This window comes from Bacillus sp. JJ634 (assembly GCF_036962285.1).
Lineage (GTDB): Bacteria > Bacillota > Bacilli > Bacillales > DSM-1321 > Peribacillus > Peribacillus asahii_A.
On the sequence record NZ_JBALMU010000119.1, the window covers coordinates 1 to 21,037 of the forward strand.

Genomic DNA, 21,037 nt, shown 5'->3' on the forward strand with positions numbered 1-21,037 from the left:
TTTATAACAATAAATGAATTATTTCATGAGAATTGGATTTTATTCGTAATACCACATAAAGGGAGGGAGAAATAATGAGTCAAGCGTTAGAAGGCTTACTAGTGTTAGATCTAGGACAAATATATAATGGTCCATACTGTTCCTTAATGTTAGCTTATCAAGGAGCTACGGTAGTTAAAGTGGAACCAATGGATGGTGAATCTCTAAGGAAAAGAAGAAAAGATTGCCATGAGTTTTTAATGTTTAACTCCAATAAATTAGGGATTACATTGAATTTAAAAACAGAGGAGGGGAAAGAGCTTTTTTTGGATTTAGTCAAAAAAGCAGATGTAGTATTGGAGAATTATGCTAGAGGTGTGATGGATCGATTAGGGCTCGGTTATGAAACTCTGAAAGAGGTTAATCCACGTCTGATTTATGCAACTGGTAAAGGGTACGGATTAGAAGGTCCTTATGCAGATTGGCCTGCTATGGACATCACTATTCAGGCAATAAGTGGTGTGATGAGCAGCACAGGATTTCCAGATGGACCACCAGTAAAAGCTGGACCTGCCTTTTCGGATATAATGGGTGCTATTCATTTATTCGGTGGAATTACTACAGCCCTTTATCAACGAGAAAAAACGGGCAAAGGACAACTAGTAGAAGTAGCTATGCATGATACGATGTATCCTGTTTTAGCTTCACCATTAGGAGGCTTCTATAGAAGTAAGGGTACGTTACCAGAGCGAACCGGGAATCGTCATAGCGGATTGGCCATTGCACCTTATAATGTATATCCAGTGAAGGATGGTTACATTGCCATCTTTTGTGATGCTCAACGGCACTGGGAATCATTAGCAAATCATATTGGTCAAGCAGATTTGCTGGAAGATTCACGTTTTCGAACGAATGTGGATCGTGCTAAGAATGTAGAGGTTATTGATAAGATATTAACGGATTGGTTAGCTGACAAGAAGAAGTGGGACATAGTGGAAGGTTTCTATGAAGCACGTATTCCATCTGCACCCGTCTTATCTATCGAAGAAGTGGCTGATGATCCACATTTGATAGCCAGAAAGATGATTGTTGAGATTGAGCATCCGGCAAAAGGGAAAATTAAGGTTCCAGGTTCCCCTATACGATTATCGGACTCTCCATTAGATGAAGTGGTACCTGCACCTTTATTAGGACAGCATACAGATAAAGTGCTAATGGAGTATGTGAACTTAAACGAAGAGCAACTTAGCGACTTACGTAAAAAACAGGTTATTCAATAAAGTCTCACGAAAGAATAAATATAATCTGTAAGAGGGGTGTGAAGGGAGAATTATGACGTCAACAATAATAAATCAAATAGAAGACCATGTTCAAATCATCACTTTAAATAGACCAGAAAAGAAAAATGCATTTAACACTGAAATGATTGAAGCGTGGATTGAATCTTTAGAGCAGGCACAGCAAAATGATGACGTACATGTAATAGTCATTACTGGTGCTGGAGATGCATTTTGCTCTGGAGGTGATGTAAAAACAATGAATGAGGGGAAAGACTCTCCCTTAGATCACAAACATAGGCTTTGGAAATTTATTCATCGTGTTCCATTGACTCTGAAAAAAATGGATAAGCCTGTGATTGCAGCAATTAATGGGCCAGCAGTAGGAGCAGGATTGGATATGGCTCTTATGGCAGATATCAGGACAATGGCAGATACAGCTAGAGTAAGTGAAGGATATGTAAAGGTAGGGCTTGTTCCCGGAGATGGCGGAGCATATTATTTGCCTAGATTAGTAGGAGAGGCAAAGGCACTTGAACTCTTATGGACCGGTAACTTTATCGATGCAGAAGATGCTTTGCAATTAGGGTTGGTAAATCAAGTATATCCACGAGAAGAATTTATGGAAAGAACATTAGATTTGGCCAAACAAATTGCATACGGTCCTCAAGTAGCAATCCGAATGACTAAAAGAGCCGTTAAACAGTCACTAAAAATGGACTTGGAATCATCGTTAGATCTCATTTCCTCTCACTTTGCTATTATCAAGGAAACAGAGGATCATAAAGAAGGAGTGCTAGCATTTTCTGAAAAAAGAAAACCAAAATTCCAAGGGAGATAGCATTGTTTTAGAAACTTAATTCAATATAAAACTAGTATAATAAAAATTTTTCGAGTAGTAAGCATCGCCATAAAAAACTATAACCATAAAAGAAAACTGCAAAGATAATAGAGAAATATATATGCTTCTAAAAAAGAGGGGGTGCAGTGATGGGAAATGCTGTTTTAGCATTACTAGTTTTTATAGGAATTATCATTTTTTGGAATGTCTTTCTGAAAAGAAATATCGGAGAAGCGATGTTTTTTGGTTTTATAGGGACTGCCTTGTTTGGTGGGACCCAGGCCCCAAAGTTAATATGGGATGGATTGGTGTATGCCGCCACATATGAAGTAATGTATGCAGCATTGGCATTTGTATTTATGTCTTATTTAATCGACAGGACAGAAGTGCTAAGTGGGATGCTACTCATTCTTAATTCTATATTTGGACGTCTTCCTGGCGGAGCTGCTTATATAGATACAATAGCTTCAGCTGCAATGGGTACCTTAGCCGGATCAGGTTCAGCTAATACCGCGGCTACAGGGGCTTTTACAGCTCCATGGATGGTGAAGACAAATTGGAGTCGCGAATTAGCCGCTACAGTAGTAGCTGGAAATGGGGGATTGGGAACAGCTCTTCCACCTTCGAGTTCTATGTTTATCATGTTAGGTTTTGCACCTGTTGCTGCCCTGGTTTCAGAAGTTAACATATATATAGCCTTGTTCGTAGCAGGAGCTTATCAAGTACTATATAGAATGATTTTAATTATGTATCTTGTACGAAAACACAAAATTAAAGCGGTTTCACCTGAATTTGTTCAACCATTAAGCCAGTCATTACGAATCGGTTGGAAATCCTTGTTTATTTTTCTAGGAGCTCTTATTCCAATGATTATTACTATTGGACCTGTTTCTGAAATGTTAGCAGCCAACCCAAATATAGGGGAAGAAGCGATGGGGAGTATATCATTAATCACTTGGATTCCTATTTTAATCATATTTATCGGATTAATAGTAGGTTGGACAAAGCTGCCAAAAAGTTCAACAGATTGGTCTAAGTTTTTAAACAATGCTATTCCTCGTTTCGCCTATATTGGTGCTATTTTATTATTCGCCTTTGCTGCAGGCGAAGTTCTAAGTAATTTAGGCTTGGCTGAAGATTTAACATCCTTAATGGAAACGCTTTCTATATCAAAATGGTTAATGATTGCGATTATAGGGGGATTAGTTATTTTAGTAGCAGGTCCTCTATCTTCTACTGCTACGTTAACCGCAGTTGGAATGATTTCTTTCTCTGCACTTATTTCAGTAGGAGTCCATCCAGTTGCCGCGGTCATCTGTATCCTTGTATTCGCAAGTACAGAAGGTTCTTCGCCACCTGCTTCTGGTTCAATATTTATTTCTGCTGGGCTAGCCGGTGCCGATCCGAAAAAGATGTTTGTTCCGTTAATTACTTATTACGTGGTCCCAATTTTTATCATTGGATGGTTAATTGGAATGGGAGTATTACCTCTTCCAATACATTAATAAGAGAGGTGAAATGATGAGAAAAACTTTTCAATTTTTATTTAAGGTAAGCTGCGTATTATTCTTGCTAAGCGGTTCCCTACTAGTTATTGGACAAATGGTAGGACTTCTTTTACTTAATGGAGATCTTATCATTTTCAGTGCAGACACTTTTGGAAAGCCTACGTTTATTTTAAGTACCTTTGCTGGATTATTTGGTTTTGCATTGAATTATATTCCTAATACCGTGTCGGTAGATAATTCGGCACCAATAACACAACAAATGGAGAATAGTCAGTCCACACCAACTTAACGTTTAAAAATCCATATTTCATTAATAGTTGTAAGCATGTTCAAATAATAAGTTAAGGTTTGAATGTTCTCAGATAAAGACAATTTTTCTATTAACGTAATATTTTAGTAGTTTATATACTGTAATCATATAAATAAGGAGTGAGAGGAAATGGATTTTACATTACCTGATGAGATAGAAATGCTACAGAAGTTAGTTCGTAACTTTGTAAAAAAAGAATTAATGCCGTTAGAACATTTAGTAATAGAAAACGAAGCTAATCGAGGTTTAGACAATTCGCCTTTACTTCCTCCTGAGATAGAGGAAAATTTGCTTAGGAAAACAAAGGAATTAGGATTATGGGGATTAGATATTCCAGAGGAATATGGTGGGACAAATTTAGGGTTTTTAGCTAAGGCTGTTGTGATGGAGGAGTTATCTAAAACCATAGTTCCTTTTACTTTACCTCCAGATGCGCCGAATGCCCACTTTTTAGCTGCTTGCTGTACGGAGCAACAAAAAGAGCGTTATCTATTACCGTACATTCGAGGAGAAAAGAGATCGGCTATCGCAATTAGTGAACCAAATGCAGGATCCGATATTGGCGCTATGCAAACAACCGCTGTGAAAAAAGGAGATAAGTGGGTATTAAATGGCACAAAAATTTGGATTAGTCATGCCGATAAGGCAGATTTTATTATAACGATGGCCGTTACGGATCCAGAAAAGAGACAGCGAGGGGGAATCACAGCTTTTTTAGTAGATAAAAACACACCGGGATTAACGATTTCTAAAGGTATACCAACTATTAGTTATCAACATCCATATGAACTTATTTATGAAGATGTAGAATTAGATGAAAGTCAAGTTTTGGGTGAAGTTGGACAAGGTTTTGTTCCTATGGCGAATCGTCTAGGGGTTCGGCGTTTAGAGCTTGCCCAGCGTTCAGTTGGAATGTCAGAGCGATTACTAGAGATGATGATAGAATATGCGAATCAAAGAAAAACATTTGGTCAATACTTAGCTGACCGTCAGTCCATTCAATGGTGGATTGCAGATGCAGCAACTGATATTCATGCAACACGCCTTATGGCATATCATGCTGCATGGAAGATGGATCAAGGGGCCAAGGATATCCGTCGTGAAGCAGCTATGTTAAAAGTATTTGGTACTGAAATGGCTCAAAGAGTAGCTGATCAAGCCATTCAAATGCATGGAGGAATGGGCTTAGCCAAAGAAATGCCGCTTGAATTTATGTATCGATATATACGTGTCATCCGTATCCTGGAGGGAGCTTCGGAAGTCCATCGCTGGACTATCGCTCGTGATCTGTTACGTAATGGTATAAGATAAACCACAAAGTCTATCTTATTTAGAAAGTCGGTGCTGCATGGAGACGATAATAGAATGGATCGTAGAAGAAGAAGACATAGATAGTATGGATCATGTCAATAATTGCGTATATGTTTCCTATCTAGAAAAGGGCCGAAAACATTGGTACCAAGAAGCAGGAGCTTCAAAACAAGATTTGGAAAAAAAAGACTTAGGAACCGCAGTATTGAAGCTGGATGTTTTATTTCGTAAAGAAGCAAGATTAGGGGAACGCTTATGGATTAAAACCTGTACTGCTCGGTTGGGAAGCACGAGCTTTGTACTTGAACAAAACATTATTAATGAAGAAGGGGAAATTATCACAGAAGCGATGGTAACGAGTGTGATGTTTGACCGGATAGAAAGAAAAAGCACAATAGTAGCGAAGGAAATCTCAAGGTGGTTTATAGAATAGGTGATGAAACCATAATGACTTTAATGAAGACTCATAAATTAGAAAATAAAATCTATCAATTGAGAAAAGAATTAATCGGAATTGCAGAAAAAACTGGATTAAATAGCCCTGACACTATATGCTACAGTCAGAAGTTAGATCAATTTATCACGATTTATCAAAAGACTTCACTTTTAAAAAAGAGAAAATTAAAATATGTAGTTCAAGAGATGAATTCAGTGAAGAATTAGAACTTGTTCGTCATGATAAAATAGGCAGACGAATTCCTCAGGAGTCGTCTGCTTTTCCTTTTCCAGTATGATCAAAAGGAATGGGTGTGCTTATGTGACAAAAAGGAGAAAAATAAATAAAAATCTCGTTTTTATATCTACGACGTTGTTTATGGTTAGCATTGCCGGAAGCAGACCACTTCTTCCTTTGTATGCAGATGAACTTGGTGCAAGTCATGCTGAAATTGGACTCATTGTTGCATTATTTTCTTTTTTTCCATTATTCTTATCTATTCAATCAGGAAGAATGATTGACCGGATTGGAGTTAAAGGACCACTGATTGCAAGTATTATATTTGGTATTTTATCGATGCTTATTTTAAGCATATTTCATAATTTAGTAGGAGTGTATATTTCACAAATCTTTTCGGGTTTCGCTCAACTCGTATTCGTCTTGTCGATGCAAGCATATTCTGGTCAATTTCCAAAGAGTAAATTGCGTGAATATTATATTTCCGTATTTAGTATTGCTGTAGCTGCGGGCAGTTTTTTCGGTCCACTCTTTTCTGGTTTTTTAACCGACTTAATAGGATATAGTACCGCTTTTTTAACATTAAGTTTCGTGTTAGCCGGACCACTGCTATTGTCTTTATTCTTTTCAGAGAAAAAAGCGATGGCGATACAAGAGAAAAAAAATGAAAAGAACTCATTTCAGTTACTTCGCATTCCTGATTTAAAAAGGGCGGTGCTGGTCAGTTCAGTCGGGCTGTTAGCAAAAGATACGTATATTGCCTTTTTTCCTTTGTTTGCTGCAGAAAATGGTTTATCTCCTTCAGCGATTGGCGGGATCATTGCGCTGAATGCGGGAGCCGGAATGTTTATCCGAAGCTTTTTGCCATGGGTTTCCAAGCGTGTAGATCGTGATGTAATTATTACTATTTCAATTTTTGTTTCTGGTATCATGTATATGTTGAATCCATTGTCCAATCATATACTTTGGCTGAGCATTTTATCAATCATTCTCGGCTTTTGTACTGGAATTTGTCAGCCATTGTCTATATTTGCAACGATTATTGCTTTGCCTAAAGAGCGTGTAGCAGAAGGGCTGGGTCTTCGTTTGACATTTAATAAATTGACCCAAGTTGTAGGTCCCCTGTCACTGGGATCGTTGTCCTCTGTATTTGGGATTCCTGGTGTCTTTTATGCGTGCGGTGCAATAATTTTAATAGGTTCTTTACATCCAAACAAGCTTCTTTTTTACAGGAAGTGACTCATAATATCCAGCTTGGAAATAGAGTCAACTATATTTATTATCGTAAAATCAAATTCGGTGGTTAATAAGCTAAGAAAGGTGCCGAAAAAAGTTTTACGCAATGGCATAAGTTAAATCCTAAATCTTATATTCCAGTATTTAAAGGGTTAAGTGAAAGGATAAAAGAAAAGGGTGTAATAAGTTTTGCTTCTAATTAGTTCATGTCTTGATAGCTGTGCAATGGATGGATTGTGAAAAGAATGGGAAATATGTTGGAATAGCAAAGGAGCTATTCTTTTTTTGATTGAGGGAAGTTATCAATGAAATCTAAAAAAGATGACTTCTGTACAATACAGAAATCATCTTCCTTCAGAGTATTTAGCTTTTTTCCAATGTTGTTTCAGTCGATTGGTTTGCAGGCTGTTTTTTATAGATTCGATTGAACAACATAGATTGCCCAATTAAGAAAAGTCCGCCGGCTGACCAGTATAGAGGGAGAGCGGCCGGAGCAGAGAATGAAATAAATAGAATCATAATGGGAGAAAGCAATCCCATGAATTTCATTTGTTGCTGCTGTTCTGTAGGCATTTGATGTAAAGAAAATTTGAATTGCAAGTAATAAATAGCCCCCGCAATAAGCGCCATAACAATATTAGCTTGACCAAGATTAAACCAAAGAAAGCTATGTGTTGCAATTTCGTGAGAGTCTTTAATTGCATAATAAACGCCCATTAGAATTGGCATTTGAATAAGCATCGGCAAGCACCCCATATTTAAAGGATTTACACCGTGCTTTTGATAGAGCTGCATCATTTCTCGTTGTAGTTCTGCTTTTTTTGTCGCATCTGTTGTTGATTTTATCTTCTCTTGAAGCGTCGTCATCTCAGGTTTTAGGGCGTCCATCTTACCTTTCATCACCTGTTGTGTTTTATACTGTTTCGCGGTAAGCGGCATAATTAAGAGACGAATGATTACCGTCATGAGCACAATGCTCCACCCGTAGTTACCATGAAATAAAGTCGCGTTAAAATCTAAAAGAGATATGATTGGATTCACCAAGAATGTATGAAACATTCCGGCATTATTGTCAGTGAGTGAGCATCCTGAAAGCAGTGATGTAAAGATTACAGCTACCATAATTTTTTTCAATTGTTTTCCTCCTCAAATTGTTTTTTTTATTAAACAATGTGAAGGAGGTTTGTTTTATCTGAATCATCCGGCGCACTTCTTTGCCGAACTTTTGTAAAAAAGCCTTGCAACATACGGTAGTCAAAATATCTATCAAAATTAATCGGGATTCGAGCATGTTTGGCTTGAATCAAAGCTTGATGTTTATGATTTAATTTTGTGCTCTGTGTATTTAAAAAATAAACAGCAGCAAGAGGAAAGACTAATGTCATAATATAGCCGGCCCATAAAGCCTGTTGAATCGTTTGATAATCAAATCCTATTAATAATTCCAGCATAGGAATCCCTCATTTTTCGATTGCATGTTATAGAGGTACTATAACGAATTGTCTGGAAGTAGTCAAATGTATGTAAAAATATAACTTTTGCTGATGAATGAAGGCAGGCACTATATGTAGGGAAATACATATGGATAAAAGGAAGTTGAATAATGAGGTGAAAGAAATGTATCCATATAATCCATATTATGGGCAAGAGCTTTATATGTATCCACCAATATCGTATGAGTATAATCCATATAATCAACCAATAGCAGAGGATTCATTCCGTCCGCCAAACCCACCGCCACGACCGCCCCAAGGAGGATATGGTCCACCGCCGGGCCCTCCACCATATGGAGGCGGCCAATATGGTGGTCCTGCACAAGGCGGCGGACCGCCAACAGCTCCTCCGCCTGCATTTGTGCCGCAGCTTTCACAAGTGTCAACGCAGGCTATAGATGCTCCTTCTATGCGTGGTTGTTTGTACCGATATACGTATGTCTGGCTGAGGAATAGACGCTCGTTCTGGTTTTATCCAACATATGTTGGCAGAAATTCTGTTGCAGGATATCGCTGGAGAGAAAGTAGTCAACGCTGGTCGTATTTCGGTATCGATGCCGATGAAATTCGTTCTTTTCAATGTTATTAAATTTAAAAAGCAATCTCCCCTGGATAAGGGGCAGATTGCTTTTTGGATGTTTAAGGATAGTTTTTTAACAGCTGTTTCCATAAAAGGAGGTTGATTTACTGGAAAAGGCTGTTTATAATCAAGGTGTACTATGTTGAGTAGTACACTTGGTACAGTGAGGAGGGGGATGATGTTCGAGTTAGATGTTCGCAGCAGAAAGCCGATTTACGAACAGTTGATGGATAAGTTAAAAGAGCTAATCATCACAGAAGTGCTGAAGGAAAATGAACGGTTGCCTTCAGTTAGAACGTTAGCTCAACAATTAACAATCAATCCCAATACGATTCAAAAAGCATTTAGACAGTTGGAAATGGAAGGGTTCATTTATACGCTTCCCGGGAAGGGAAGCTTTGTTTCACCAGCGAATAGGGTGAGAGATACAGCAAAGGAACAGAAGCTTAAGGCAGAGCTTGCTAAGATTGTGAGTGAGGCTCTTTATTTAGGTATCGATATCGAAGAAATTTATCAAATTATTGAACAAACACGGGCTGGAATAAGGGGGGGGGCATCATGATTGAATGTAAACAAGTGACGAAGTTGTATGAAAAGAAGGAAGCGGTTCATGACTTAAATATAGCGATTGCAACAGGGTCAATTTTTGGATTGCTTGGCTCAAACGGGGCTGGAAAAACAACGCTCTTAAAAATGCTAGCGGGTATTCTGGAGCAGGATGCAGGAGATATTCAGATTGATCAGCAGCCTGTGTTTGAAAACACACAATTAAAGAATCGTTGTGTGTTTATCCCTGATACACCTTATTTTCTTTCTAATTATACGATTTTACAGATGGCTCACTTTTATAGCCGGATGTACAGTGACTGGAACGAAGCGCGTTTTACTCAATTGCAAGAAGTATTTCAACTTCCTATACATAGTAAAATCCATCGTCTGTCAAAAGGGATGCAACGGCAAGTCGCTTTTTGGTTAGCGTTATCAACGATGCCGGATGTGTTAATTTTAGATGAACCATTTGATGGGTTAGACCCAGTTATGCGTCAAAATGTCAGACAGCTTTTGATTCAAGATGTAGCGGAGCGTGAAATGACGATTGTCATCTCTTCGCATAATTTACGTGAAATTGAAGATTTAGCGGACCATGTGGCGATTTTACATCAAGGGAGAATTATTCTTGAGAAGGAATTGGATGATTTGAAAGCCGATGTGCATAAAGTTCAATTTGCTTTTAAAGATAAAATTCCAACCGGGTTGTATCGCGGCTTGCATATTTTACATAAAGAAAAACGAGGCAGCGTCGTGATTTGTATTATAAAAGGAAATGAAGAAGGAATTGCGGATCATTTTCATTTGTATCAGCCGGATATTTTCGATATGCTGCCGCTGACATTAGAAGAAATTTTCATCTATGAAATGGGGGATGTTGGGTATGCCATCCAAAATGTCCTCGATTAATCAAGAACTGTGGAAGTATATGTTTAGAAGCTCCGGCTGGATTTCCATTCTATCTATACTAGGGTTACTGTTTGCTTTGCCGCTTGAGCTCTTTATCTCAATCGTAGAAGAACGAACGGATTATTATGGACAAGTAAAAAATTTATTTGTTATTCATAGTACGATTCAATATGCGTTAATGGTCGCTGCTCCTGTGTTAGTTGCTGTTTTTTTGTTTCGCTTTTTACAAGTGAAACAAATGTCTGACTTTATTCATAGCTTGCCTATATCACGAAAGCAAATTTATGGTCATCATCTTGCTGCTGGTCTTGTTTTTCTACTCGTCCCTATTATAGTAATTGCATTTATTTTATTTGTTTTTTATTGGACGATAGATGTAAGCGGGCTATTTACGTTAAAGGATATCGGAGTATGGGCAGCTGTCACTTTTTCGATTGAAGTTCTCATTTTTTCAGCTGCTGTTTTTATCGGGATGATTACGGGATTATCGGCTTTGCAGGCTGTGTTAACGTATCTTACATTACTTCTTCCTGTTGGTTTAGTTATTCTCCTAGGTGCTAATATTCAATTTTTATTATTGGGATTTTCGGAAAGCTATTATACGAATTCAGTTGTTCAGCGATTATCACCGCTCGTTAAAGCAGCTGATTTAAGCAGGGAGACGCTGCATTCAATTGATATTTATATATATCTCCTTGTAGCTAGTAGTTTGTTTTTTGTTTCACTGCTTTTATATCAAAAAAGAAAGCTTGAGTATGTGTCACATGCTTTTGTATTTCCGATTATGAAACCGGTGTTTAAATATGGGCTAACAACATGTGCAATGCTATTAAGCAGTTTGTACTTTCATGGTACGACGGAACGTATAGGATGGCTTTTAGGTGGTTTGATAATCGGTGCGTTAACTGGCTATGTGGTGGCAGAAATGGTACTGCAGAAAACGTGGCGAATTCAACTTGCATTTAAAGGATTCGGATACTTTGCGGTAGCAGTATGTATAGGTGTCGGCTTAATCAAGCTTGATCCGCTGGGCTTTGAAGCGAATATTCCTGATTTAGCACAGGTTGAAAAAGTCTATATCGGAAAGGAGCTAGGGAGTTATAGTGATGAGATAAATAGTGCATACGTCGCCTTAAAAGAAGAGCGAAGTATCAAGGTGTTACGAAATTTACATGAGCAAATTCTCGAGCACGGTAAGAGCGAAATGTTAGCATCGGATCGTCATTACCAATCTATTTCTTTAAAGTACGAGTTAATGAATGGAAAAAAAGTAGTGCGTGAATATTATTTACAAAATTATAATGCTTTCTCTTCTTATTTAAAAAACATCTATGAATCTGAGGAATATAAGAAAAAAGCTTACTCTTTATTAACGACATCTCCAAAGGATGTGTATCGAATTTCTATTTCCGCTAATAGCTATTTGGATAAATCAATTGAGCTGCGTGATTCAAAGGAAATTACAGAAGTGATTCAAGCGATACAAACGGATCTTTCCTATCAGAGCTATGAAGATATGCTAAATCCAACAGGTGAGTATGCAGATATTTCGATTGTGTTGGAAAAAAATCGCTTTATTCATCTATCATGGAAAGCTTCTATGCAACATTTTACGGAATGGATGAAGAAAACAGGGAAAGACAATGACGTACGGATTCTTCCAGAGGAAATCGATTATATGCTAGTGCAGCCATATGATTCGCATGTAGATTACTATAACGAGAGGTTTGTACCAGATAAGAATGCATTAAAAATAACAAATGGTAATCAAAAGGAAGCAGTATTAAATACGCTAGTGTCCAATATAGGTGGAAGCTATATTGTTGCCTTTTATTATAAAGAAAGCAGTGAAATCGATATTAAGGGACTACCGAATGAATACGCACCTGCTTTTATTAAAGAGCATTTTAACCAATGAGGGGGAGAGAGAATGAGCAAGGGGAAAGTATCGGAGAAATGTAGTTTTACTTCCACCTACAAAAAGTTTTATAAGCGGCTCTATTACCTTGCTTTAGCGATTATTAAATGCCCTCATTTAGCTCATGATATTACGCAGGAGACGTTTATTAAGGCTTATTATAAAAAAGATACTATTGTCGATATCGATAAGGTTGGTGCTTGGTTGTCGACGGTGGCGACAAGAACAGCGATTGATTTTTGCCGGAAACAAAAGCGAATTTGTCAGGTCTTTCAACAAGAATTAATCGAGGGAATGGGCTGCCATACAATTGTTGAATGTGAAATGGAATTAAGTTGTTTAAAGGAAGATTTATGCAGGCAAGTAATGAAATTGGCCGATAAGCAACGTGAAGTATTATTATTGAAGGTGAATGGCGGGTTGAAGGAAACGGAAATCGCGGACGTTTTGCATATGAAGCCGACGACGGTAAAAGTGAACTTATATCGAGCTCGAAAGCAGTTGAGACGAGCATTAACGGCATAAAGCAAGAAGAGGGATACGGCTCATATAGAGCTGTATCCCTCTTTAAGTGTTTGTTTCATATAATGTTTAATTTAAATTATAATTTTACAACGTTTTTAGCTTGAGGTCCGCGGTTGCCTTCTTCGATTTCGAATTCAACTTCTTGGCCTTCATCTAATGTTTTGAAGCCTTCTCCTTGAATAGCAGAGAAGTGTACGAATACATCGTTTTCTCCTGGCACTTCGATAAATCCAAACCCTTTTTCGCTGTTAAACCATTTTACTTTACCTGATACTGTCATACGATAAATCCTCCTAAACATTAACAAAAGATTAATGGTGACACTTTTTTTCTTAATTGTAGAAAAATAGGCATTCACACATTAGCAAAAACCTTCACGCTTCTTTCAGAAGATGTTTGATAATATGTGAATTTTTTGATTAAATGGTAAAACCTATTATATTGGATTATAAACTAAAATATTCGAAATAACAACAAATAAACGATGTAATATCTAGAAAATTCCATTTATTTTAAATTTAGTAAAAAGTAAGACTTTAATATATAAGTAGAAGAAATTTTTCTTTTATTGTATACAGGATTGAAAAATATGTGCTTGTCGACATTTGAAACTCTTTTTTTTGCAAAATGCATTTTAGGTGTACATCTTTTTTTCGCTCATGTTAAAATGGAAAGGTTGGACAGGCTATTGTGCATAGTCAAGGTAAAAGTCTAAAAATCAATTGTTTATCCTGCGATTTTAAGGCTTTATTAAAGATAAAATGTAACATCATACTATACATGAAATGTAAAACTTTGATGAACGAAAGGAAGAAATTATGCCAACTTTACATGATCAGGTTCAATCAAGAAGAACCTTTGCTATTATTTCTCACCCGGATGCCGGGAAAACGACATTAACAGAAAAATTACTATTATTCGGTGGTGCGATTCGTGACGCTGGTACTGTTAAAGCACGAAAAACAGGAAAGTATGCGACAAGTGACTGGATGGAGATTGAAAAGCAGCGTGGAATTTCCGTTACATCGTCGGTTATGCAATTTGATTACAATGATTTTCGGGTGAACATCTTGGACACACCTGGTCACCAAGATTTCAGTGAAGATACGTACCGTACATTGATGGCTGTAGATAGTGCAGTCATGGTTGTCGATTCAGCAAAAGGGATTGAGGACCAAACGATGAAGCTATTTAAAGTTTGCCGAATGCGCGGAATTCCGATTTTTACCTTCATTAACAAAATGGACCGTCAAGGAAAGGAACCTCTGGAATTACTCGCAGAGCTAGAGGAAGTACTAGGCATTGAAACCTATCCAATGAATTGGCCGATTGGGATGGGGAAAGATTTTGTAGGTATCTACGATCGCTTTAACAATCGGATTGAGCAATTTAAAAGTGAAGATGAAAATAATCGTTACCTTCCTTTAAATGAAGAAGGCGAGTTAGAAATCGAACATGAATTACAGGAATCTCCTCTTTATGAGCAAACATTAGAGGAAATTATGTTGTTAAGTGAAGCAGGAAATCAATTCTCAGAGGAGAAAATTGCCAATGGTGCGTTGAGTCCTGTGTTCTTCGGAAGTGCGTTAACGACATTTGGTGTACAAACGTTTTTAGATGCGTATTTACAGTTCGCTCCAGAGCCGCAAGCGAGAATGTCGACGAGTGGAGAAGTGGATCCAGAAAGCCAAGATTTCTCAGGTTTTATCTTTAAAATTCAAGCGAATATGAATCCAAAGCACCGAGATCGAATTGCCTTTTTACGTATTTGCTCTGGGAAATTTGAGCGTGGCATGAGTGTAAACTTAAGCCGTACGGGAAAACCAATTAATCTGTCTTCTTCTACACAATTTTTAGCGGATGACCGAAATACGGTAAATGAAGCGGTTAGCGGAGATATTATCGGGCTGTATGATACAGGGAACTATCAAATTGGGGATACGATTACAACGAGCAAAGATATGTATCAGTTTGAACGTTTGCCTCAATTTACACCAGAGCTATTTGTTCGGGTTACGGCTAAAAATGTCATGAAGCAAAAGCATTTTCATAAAGGCATTCATCAGCTTGTTCAAGAAGGGGCTATTCAGTTGTTTAAGACCGTACGAATGGAAGAATATTTATTAGGTGCAGTCGGACAGCTTCAATTTGAAGTATTTGAGCATCGGATGAGAAATGAATATAACGTCGAAGTGTTGATGGAGCGAATCGGCAGTAAAGTGACTCGTTGGGTAGAGGCGGATAAAGTAGATGAAAATCTGCATAGCTCACGAAGCATTCTTGTGAAGGATCGGTATGAGAAGTATGTGTTCCTGTTCGAAAATGAATTTGCCCTACGTTGGTTCAATGATAAAAATCCAGATATAGAATTGTATAATCCAATGGATATAAAATAAGTGTTTAATTTAAAGCTCATGCATAGTGGTTTGCATGAGTTATTTTTTGTTGGTGTTGATTACAAATGCTATTGATTTTTCATTTGTTTAGGTCTAAAATCATAGCGTGGACCATATTATGGTTAATTATTTGTAAAAAATAGTTATAAAGTCACGATTTTTGTGGTTTTTATACACTTCTGCATGTACAATTAATAACAGATAGAGCAGTTATATACGGGGGCCTTTATAATGGACAAGATGTGTTGTAGTTCATGTGACTTAATGTTTGTTTTTAGAGAGAGCGGATATCTATTTCTTCATGGGACCGATGACTTGGAAAGTATGTATCCAGAGGCTATTAAGGCAAATGGTGGATTGTATCTCTCTTATCGTTCCAAAGAGGAAGTGATGGAACAAGTACAAACAATCCTTTCAAGATTAGATAGATGTGATCACATAGAAGGGAATTTAGTTCAAGCAATATGTCGACCGTCTATTACATACTCGCTTCATCAATTATTACAAAATACAAAAGAACATGACATGATTCAAATTATTCGTCAGACGGAATTTATCAGCTTCTTTCAGCCTATTGTTTCGTTGCACAGTAATAAAATCATTGCCTTTGAAGCTTTACTGCGAGATCCTTTAGCTAGAGTTTCACCTGGTCGATTGTTTGAAGCTGCCCAAGCTACAGGTTTGCATTATCTATTAGATATGAAAGCAAGGCAAACAGCCATCCAATCTCGAATGGATGTTATACCTCATGGAATCAAAAGCTTTATCAATTTCTTACCTTCAACCATTTATGATCCAGCGTTCAGTATAAAAAGTATTATCCAACATATTGAGCGTCATCATGTACGACCAGAGGATATTGTATTTGAGGTTGTTGAAACAGAGGAAATCGTAGATATAGATCATTTAAAAACCATTTTTAGTGTATATAAACAGGAAGGGATTAAAGTAGCGCTAGATGATTTCGGAAGCGGTCATTCGACATTAGAAGTGCTGATGCAGCTTGTTCCTGATTATGTGAAGATTGATCGAGCACATATTATGAATTGCGATCAAGACGTAACGAAACAAAAGGGATTGATTGGGCTGGTTAATATTTCCAAAGGGCTTGGGATTACATCACTTGCTGAAGGGGTCGAGCGAAAAGAAGAGCTTGAATTTTGTCGTGCTATTGGTATTGAACTTGCTCAAGGCTATTATCTTGGAAAACCAGCCAAAAAACCGAAATTATTGGCGGGTGTATAATATAGTTATTTAGAGAACAATTCTTTTCCCGGTTAAAGCTGCAGGTTGTGCTAGTAATCTATCATAAAAAGTAACAGCCAGTAAGTACTTACTGGCTGTTATGTATCTCATCTATAATCTTTGGAGTGCTATTTTCTTTTTCTTCGAGTAGATTCATACGCATAATGATATTTTGAAAGATTCCCATCGAAATCATCATGAGCAGTAATGAAGTTCCTCCATAACTAATAAAGGGCAAAGTGATTCCTGTAATGGGAATTAAGCCTGTTACACCACCGACATTAATAAATACTTGAATACCAATCATTGAAGAAATTCCAATTAATAATAGACTTCCAAAAGGATCCTTGCATTTAGCGGACAGTATAAATCCACGCAACACGATAAACCCAAGAGTAAGCAATACAAATCCTACTCCAAAAATCCCCAATTCTTCAGAAATAATTGCCAAAATAAAATCGGTATGTGCTTCTGGAAGATATCCATATTTTTGCACACTATCGCCTAGACCTACTCCTGTTAATCCTCCCGATCCAATGGCCAAAAGTGAGTTAACAAGCTGATATCCATCATCACCTGCTGTACCAAAAGGGTCCATAAACCCTGTGAAACGAGCCATCTTATTATCGGAAAATACACTCGATAAATTTCCTGTAAGAAGTACAACTAGAGCGAAAATACCTGCGAAAATCAGGAAGATAATTGAAAGTTTGCTTAAGCTCTTTAACGTCATGCCAGAAGAGACAATGATTGTACAGGAGATGAGAAAGATAATGGCTGCTGATCCGTAATCGGGCTGAGTAGCAATTAAATAACAAATCCCGATGAGAAACAAAATCGGCGGGATGACTGCTTTATCAATATTGTTAATACGATCCTGTCTTTTTCCGTACATAGCGGCAAGATAAATAATCATCGCCAGCTTCGCAAATTCCGCTGGTTGAAACGAGCTGGATCCTATTTTAATCCAACTTTGAGCCCCGCTTGAAGCATGACCGAATAAATCGACGACGAGTAATGAGCCTGCGATACCAAACATGATAAACATGAGAAACTTTTTATTTTGATAAGCTTTATAAGGAAAAATCATCGCCGCAATCATAGCTATAAAAGAGATGATTAGTGCTATCTTTTGTTTCTCATAAAAGTAATCCATTGGGTAGTTGTAACGTCCTACAGCTGTAATCATGCTAGAACTGTACACCATAACGAGTCCGAATAAGCAGAGTAGCACAATAGCGATAAAAATTGGATAGTCGTAGGCTTTAATTATTCTTTTCACTTGTGCGTTCACCTCTATTTTACATATGAGCGACCAAATCGCCCTTCTCTATAGTAACGGAAAACTGCCTGTAATGGAAAAAAAAATTCGTCTAAAATCATATTTTCGCCAAGAAGGGGCAAACTTCCTTTGGAAAATGAAATTTAAGGCTTTTTTCTTTGAAATAGCGTGATGGTGAAATGTTGTATACAATAAGCTTATGTAGCGGATATATAGCTGATTTTTTTAATAATATGAACAACGTTATATAATGGAGCTAAAATGAATGATGACAGATGAGGATGAGGGATACATGGTGCAGCAACAAATGAAGTGGAATGTATATGCTCCAGCAACTGGTGAGAAGATTGCTGAGCTGGAGGAAACGTCGCCTGAATCCATTCCTAAGCTATATGAACAATCACATAAGGCCTTTGATATGTGGTCAACACTTTCTATTTCGAAGAGAATCGAGTACATTCGGCAGCTAAGGCTTTTAATTGTGGACAAGATGGATAAGCTTGCTGACATCATCTCGAAAGACACAGGAAAGGTCAAAACAGAAGCGCTTGTGGCAGATTTAATGCCAACGCTTGATACTATGCTGTATGTTGAAAAGCATGCTGAAAAGTTATTGAAACGACAAAAAATGAAAACACCTTTATTATTAATCGGGAAAACATCATATGTGGAGTATATGCCAAGGGGGACTGTACTTGTGATATCTCCATGGAACTATCCTTTTCAACTAGCGGTAACGCCTATAATTTCAGCCCTTGTTGGGGGGAATACAGTTATTGCGAAGCCTTCCGAAGTAACTCCTCTAGTTGGTAAAATGATAGAAGAATTATTTGTAGAAGCTGGTTTTCCAGAAGGAGTTGTTCAATTTGCTCATGGTGGAAAAGAGTTAGGAGCAGTACTTACTGAACAAAAGCCAGATTATATTTTCTTTACAGGTTCCGTGCGAACAGGAAAGATTATTGCAGAAGTGGCGGCAAAACAATTGATTCCGACGACACTTGAGCTAGGCGGGAAAGACCCGATGATTGTTTTTCAAGATGCTAACATAGAGCGGGCAGTAAATGCAGCTTTATGGGGAGCATTTACAAACAGCGGTCAAGTATGTATGAGCGTTGAACGACTTTATATAGAGCGTCCAATTTATGAACAATTTCTGACGCTATTGAAGAAGAAAGTAGCTTCCTTAAAACAGGGAGATTCGCCGCATGATGATATTGGTTCGATGACATTCCCTGCTCAATTGGATATTGTAGCCGATCATATTCGGGATGCTCTTGATAAAGGAGCAACGCTTGAAATAGGGACCGCACCTGACGAATGGGAGCAAGGTACGTGTTTTATCCAACCTTCACTTTTATCAAATGTGAATCATACAATGAAAGTAATTAATGAAGAATCTTTTGGTCCTCTGCTGCCTGTTATTCCTTTTGATACAGAAGCAGAGGCAGTTCAACTTGCAAATGATAGTGCATACGGTTTAAATTCAAGCGTTTGGACCTCTGATGAACATAGAGCAAAGCGGATTGCGGCGCAATTAGTGACAGGGGCTGTTAATATTAATGATGTACTTGTTTCAGTTGCTAATCCTCATTTACCGTTTGGCGGTGCGAAGCAGAGTGGGATTGGCAGCTATCATGGTGAAGGTGGCCTTCGTATTTTTTGTCATGAAAAAGCAATTGTACATGATTCAGGGAAAAAGTCCGCTGAAATTCAATGGTACCCGTATGAAGGGAAATATACCCATTTCCTTTCGCTTTTTCAACAGTATTTCGCTAGGAAAATCAGTTGGGTTTCTTTTATAAAGAGCTATCGGCAATTACTTAAATTATCGAATTTTAAGGATAAATAAGGAAAATTGCCCTATTTTTTCACAATCGTTTAAAAAATACTTGTGTTATAGAAAGGTATATTATATACTACTAATATATTAAATATGATTTTTCCTTAATCAAAGGGGAGTAGCGTTAGGGTTCGCCCTAAAACAAAGTCGTCATTACATGAATGGAGACATTCATCGGCTTTGTTGACATGACTTCATGTTCAGCAAGACCTTTGCCTATTACGGCAGAGGTCTTTTTGTTTTGCCGAATGCCGATAGGGGGAAAGACATACTAACTATTGGAGGGAAAAGTAAATGGATGCATCACTATTATTGGAATACGGCTGGGTTCTTCTCGTATTAATTGCCCTTGAAGGACTTCTTGCCGCAGACAATGCAGTTGTTATGGCCGTCATGGTTAAACACCTACCAAAAGATCAACAACGAAAAGCGTTATTCTATGGGTTATTTGGAGCGTTTGTGTTCCGCTTTGCTAGCTTGTTTCTTATCACATATTTGGTTAATATATGGCAAATTCAAGCGATTGGTGCCTTATACTTACTATTTATTGCTTGTCATAATATTTATAAAAAGTATTATGGGAATGAGTTGGATGTTGCGCCGAAAGCGAAAGCTACTTCTGGCTTCTGGATGACTGTTTTAAAAGTAGAGCTCGCAGATATTGCCTTTGCGATTGACTCTATGCTTGCAGCTGTAGCATTAGCGGTAACCCTTCCTGAAACAGGATGGTTCAAAGTGGGCGGCATTGATGGCGGACAGTTTTCGGTGATGTTCTTAGGTGGAATCATTGGTTTAGTTATCATGCGATTTGCAGCTAATGCGTTCGTGAAAGTATTACATCAACGACCATCCCTTGAAACAGCAGCCTTTTTGATTGTAGGTTGGGTTGGCGTAAAGCTGGCCGTTCATACACTTGCTCATCCGTCATTAGGGGTCATTAATGAACACTTCCCAGAATCCATTGTATGGAAGTCGATTTTCTGGACTGTGTTACTTGGAATTGCAGTTGGAGCTTTTCTATTATCGGGAAAAAAAGACAAACAGGACAAAAAAGACAAACAAGACAAACAAATACAAGAAGTCTAAATAATAATTCAGGTGTCTGATATGGCGCCTGGATTTTTTTATGAATCGATTATCCCCATAAAAAAATCTTCTATCTCGT

General features: G+C 37.7%; 21 protein-coding genes and 1 riboswitch. Of the genes, 17 read left to right on the forward strand and 4 right to left on the reverse strand.

Annotated elements, in window-relative coordinates; genetic code table 11:
* The first annotated feature begins 74 nt into the window (after positions 1-74).
* The 8 genes from V7068_RS16850 (at position 75) to V7068_RS16885 (ending at position 7,138) form a co-directional block, all read left to right on the forward strand.
* On the forward strand, positions 75-1,259 hold the full coding sequence (locus V7068_RS16850) for a CaiB/BaiF CoA transferase family protein (protein ID WP_499713745.1): 1,185 nt from the start codon (positions 75-77) through the stop codon (positions 1,257-1,259).
* Between the two features lie 52 nt (positions 1,260-1,311).
* Positions 1,312-2,097 carry an enoyl-CoA hydratase/isomerase family protein gene (locus V7068_RS16855; RefSeq protein ID WP_499713746.1) on the forward strand — a complete coding sequence of 262 codons (786 nt, stop codon included), beginning with the start codon at positions 1,312-1,314 and terminating at the stop codon, positions 2,095-2,097.
* A 149-nt stretch (positions 2,098-2,246) separates the two neighbouring features.
* On the forward strand, positions 2,247-3,602 hold the full coding sequence (locus V7068_RS16860) for a TRAP transporter large permease subunit (protein ID WP_499713747.1): 1,356 nt from the start codon (positions 2,247-2,249) through the stop codon (positions 3,600-3,602).
* A 16-nt stretch (positions 3,603-3,618) separates the two neighbouring features.
* Positions 3,619-3,894 carry a hypothetical protein gene (locus V7068_RS16865; RefSeq protein WP_499713748.1) on the forward strand — a complete coding sequence of 92 codons (276 nt, stop codon included), beginning with the start codon at positions 3,619-3,621 and terminating at the stop codon, positions 3,892-3,894.
* A gap of 150 nt (positions 3,895-4,044) precedes the next feature.
* Positions 4,045-5,226: an acyl-CoA dehydrogenase family protein gene (locus V7068_RS16870; protein ID WP_499713749.1), complete on the forward strand. Its 1,182-nt coding sequence runs from the start codon at positions 4,045-4,047 to the stop codon at positions 5,224-5,226.
* 37 nt (positions 5,227-5,263) lie between these two features.
* Positions 5,264-5,659 carry an acyl-CoA thioesterase gene (locus V7068_RS16875; RefSeq protein WP_375348243.1) on the forward strand — a complete coding sequence of 132 codons (396 nt, stop codon included), beginning with the start codon at positions 5,264-5,266 and terminating at the stop codon, positions 5,657-5,659.
* A gap of 14 nt (positions 5,660-5,673) precedes the next feature.
* Positions 5,674-5,889, forward strand: coding sequence for a Spo0E family sporulation regulatory protein-aspartic acid phosphatase (locus V7068_RS16880; protein WP_499713750.1), 216 nt, complete (start codon positions 5,674-5,676; stop codon positions 5,887-5,889).
* Positions 5,890-5,983: 94 nt separating this feature from the next.
* A complete protein-coding gene (locus tag V7068_RS16885; RefSeq protein WP_499713751.1) occupies positions 5,984-7,138 on the forward strand; it encodes an MFS transporter in 1,155 nt (384 codons plus the stop codon).
* A gap of 360 nt (positions 7,139-7,498) precedes the next feature.
* Here the strand turns inward: V7068_RS16885 and yidC are convergent, their stop codons facing one another.
* Both yidC and V7068_RS16895 read right to left on the reverse strand, forming a co-directional pair.
* Positions 7,499-8,257, reverse strand: a complete 759-nt coding sequence (gene yidC / locus V7068_RS16890; protein WP_499713765.1) for a membrane protein insertase YidC — start codon at positions 8,255-8,257, stop codon at positions 7,499-7,501.
* 41 nt (positions 8,258-8,298) lie between these two features.
* On the reverse strand, positions 8,299-8,586 hold the full coding sequence (locus tag V7068_RS16895) for a hypothetical protein (protein ID WP_252289723.1): 288 nt from the start codon (positions 8,584-8,586) through the stop codon (positions 8,299-8,301).
* Between the two features lie 130 nt (positions 8,587-8,716).
* Here V7068_RS16895 and V7068_RS16900 point away from each other — a divergent pair, with 130 nt between their 5' ends.
* From V7068_RS16900 to V7068_RS16920, 5 genes are all read left to right on the forward strand, one after another.
* Entirely contained in the window at positions 8,717-9,217 is a 501-nt protein-coding gene (locus V7068_RS16900) for a hypothetical protein (protein WP_499713752.1), read from the forward strand.
* Positions 9,218-9,386: 169 nt separating this feature from the next.
* A complete protein-coding gene (locus tag V7068_RS16905; RefSeq protein ID WP_499713753.1) occupies positions 9,387-9,770 on the forward strand; it encodes a GntR family transcriptional regulator in 384 nt (127 codons plus the stop codon).
* Positions 9,767-10,666 carry an ABC transporter ATP-binding protein gene (locus tag V7068_RS16910; RefSeq protein ID WP_499713754.1) on the forward strand — a complete coding sequence of 300 codons (900 nt, stop codon included), beginning with the start codon at positions 9,767-9,769 and terminating at the stop codon, positions 10,664-10,666. The genes V7068_RS16905 and V7068_RS16910 overlap by 4 nt, the downstream gene beginning before the upstream one ends.
* The gene (locus V7068_RS16915) at positions 10,641-12,584 is read left to right on the forward strand and encodes a DUF6449 domain-containing protein (RefSeq protein ID WP_499713755.1); all 1,944 of its coding nucleotides are present in this window, start codon (positions 10,641-10,643) and stop codon (positions 12,582-12,584) included. The genes V7068_RS16910 and V7068_RS16915 overlap by 26 nt, the downstream gene beginning before the upstream one ends.
* Positions 12,585-12,596: 12 nt before the next feature.
* On the forward strand, positions 12,597-13,109 hold the full coding sequence (locus V7068_RS16920; RefSeq protein WP_499713756.1) for an RNA polymerase sigma factor: 513 nt from the start codon (positions 12,597-12,599) through the stop codon (positions 13,107-13,109).
* Between the two features lie 76 nt (positions 13,110-13,185).
* Here the strand turns inward: V7068_RS16920 and V7068_RS16925 are convergent, their stop codons facing one another.
* Positions 13,186-13,389 carry a cold-shock protein gene (locus V7068_RS16925; protein WP_119116098.1) on the reverse strand — a complete coding sequence of 68 codons (204 nt, stop codon included), beginning with the start codon at positions 13,387-13,389 and terminating at the stop codon, positions 13,186-13,188.
* 538 nt (positions 13,390-13,927) lie between these two features.
* On the opposite strand from V7068_RS16925, the gene V7068_RS16930 reads away from it, so the two are divergent.
* Together V7068_RS16930 and V7068_RS16935 are read left to right on the forward strand one after the other, a co-directional pair.
* Positions 13,928-15,505 carry a peptide chain release factor 3 gene (locus V7068_RS16930; protein ID WP_499713757.1) on the forward strand — a complete coding sequence of 526 codons (1,578 nt, stop codon included), beginning with the start codon at positions 13,928-13,930 and terminating at the stop codon, positions 15,503-15,505.
* Between the two features lie 231 nt (positions 15,506-15,736).
* Positions 15,737-16,750: an EAL domain-containing protein gene (locus V7068_RS16935; protein ID WP_499713758.1), complete on the forward strand. Its 1,014-nt coding sequence runs from the start codon at positions 15,737-15,739 to the stop codon at positions 16,748-16,750.
* A gap of 88 nt (positions 16,751-16,838) precedes the next feature.
* On the opposite strand, the gene V7068_RS16940 is transcribed toward V7068_RS16935, so the two are convergent.
* Positions 16,839-18,032, reverse strand: coding sequence for an FtsW/RodA/SpoVE family cell cycle protein (locus tag V7068_RS16940; RefSeq protein WP_499713759.1), 1,194 nt, complete (start codon positions 18,030-18,032; stop codon positions 16,839-16,841).
* Positions 18,033-18,297: 265 nt separating this feature from the next.
* On the opposite strand from V7068_RS16940, the gene V7068_RS16945 reads away from it, so the two are divergent.
* On the forward strand, positions 18,298-19,881 hold the full coding sequence (locus V7068_RS16945; RefSeq protein WP_499713760.1) for an aldehyde dehydrogenase family protein: 1,584 nt from the start codon (positions 18,298-18,300) through the stop codon (positions 19,879-19,881).
* Between the two features lie 92 nt (positions 19,882-19,973).
* A riboswitch (yybP-ykoY riboswitch) is annotated at positions 19,974-20,074 on the forward strand.
* A 92-nt stretch (positions 20,075-20,166) separates the two neighbouring features.
* On the forward strand, positions 20,167-20,958 hold the full coding sequence (locus V7068_RS16950) for a TerC family protein (RefSeq protein ID WP_499713761.1): 792 nt from the start codon (positions 20,167-20,169) through the stop codon (positions 20,956-20,958).
* The last annotated feature ends 79 nt before the right edge of the window (positions 20,959-21,037 follow it).

Excerpts from the sequence above, each read along its gene's own strand:
- V7068_RS16850 (WP_499713745.1), top strand. The coding sequence starts at position 75 with ATGAGTCAAGCGTTAGAAGGCTTACTAGTGTTAGATCTAGGACAAATA.
- V7068_RS16855 (WP_499713746.1), top strand. The coding sequence starts at position 1,312 with ATGACGTCAACAATAATAAATCAAATAGAAGACCATGTTCAAATCATC.
- V7068_RS16860 (WP_499713747.1), top strand. The coding sequence starts at position 2,247 with ATGGGAAATGCTGTTTTAGCATTACTAGTTTTTATAGGAATTATCATT.
- V7068_RS16865 (WP_499713748.1), top strand. The coding sequence starts at position 3,619 with ATGAGAAAAACTTTTCAATTTTTATTTAAGGTAAGCTGCGTATTATTC.
- V7068_RS16870 (WP_499713749.1), top strand. The coding sequence starts at position 4,045 with ATGGATTTTACATTACCTGATGAGATAGAAATGCTACAGAAGTTAGTT.
- V7068_RS16875 (WP_375348243.1), top strand. The coding sequence starts at position 5,264 with ATGGAGACGATAATAGAATGGATCGTAGAAGAAGAAGACATAGATAGT.
- V7068_RS16880 (WP_499713750.1), top strand. The coding sequence starts at position 5,674 with ATGACTTTAATGAAGACTCATAAATTAGAAAATAAAATCTATCAATTG.
- yidC (WP_499713765.1), bottom strand. The coding sequence starts at position 8,257 with ATGGTAGCTGTAATCTTTACATCACTGCTTTCAGGATGCTCACTCACT.
- V7068_RS16895 (WP_252289723.1), bottom strand. The coding sequence starts at position 8,586 with ATGCTGGAATTATTAATAGGATTTGATTATCAAACGATTCAACAGGCT.
- V7068_RS16900 (WP_499713752.1), top strand. The coding sequence starts at position 8,717 with ATGGATAAAAGGAAGTTGAATAATGAGGTGAAAGAAATGTATCCATAT.
- V7068_RS16905 (WP_499713753.1), top strand. The coding sequence starts at position 9,387 with ATGTTCGAGTTAGATGTTCGCAGCAGAAAGCCGATTTACGAACAGTTG.
- V7068_RS16910 (WP_499713754.1), top strand. The coding sequence starts at position 9,767 with ATGATTGAATGTAAACAAGTGACGAAGTTGTATGAAAAGAAGGAAGCG.
- V7068_RS16915 (WP_499713755.1), top strand. The coding sequence starts at position 10,641 with ATGCCATCCAAAATGTCCTCGATTAATCAAGAACTGTGGAAGTATATG.
- V7068_RS16920 (WP_499713756.1), top strand. The coding sequence starts at position 12,597 with ATGAGCAAGGGGAAAGTATCGGAGAAATGTAGTTTTACTTCCACCTAC.
- V7068_RS16925 (WP_119116098.1), bottom strand. The coding sequence starts at position 13,389 with ATGACAGTATCAGGTAAAGTAAAATGGTTTAACAGCGAAAAAGGGTTT.
- V7068_RS16930 (WP_499713757.1), top strand. The coding sequence starts at position 13,928 with ATGCCAACTTTACATGATCAGGTTCAATCAAGAAGAACCTTTGCTATT.
- V7068_RS16935 (WP_499713758.1), top strand. The coding sequence starts at position 15,737 with ATGGACAAGATGTGTTGTAGTTCATGTGACTTAATGTTTGTTTTTAGA.
- V7068_RS16945 (WP_499713760.1), top strand. The coding sequence starts at position 18,298 with ATGATGACAGATGAGGATGAGGGATACATGGTGCAGCAACAAATGAAG.
- V7068_RS16950 (WP_499713761.1), top strand. The coding sequence starts at position 20,167 with ATGGATGCATCACTATTATTGGAATACGGCTGGGTTCTTCTCGTATTA.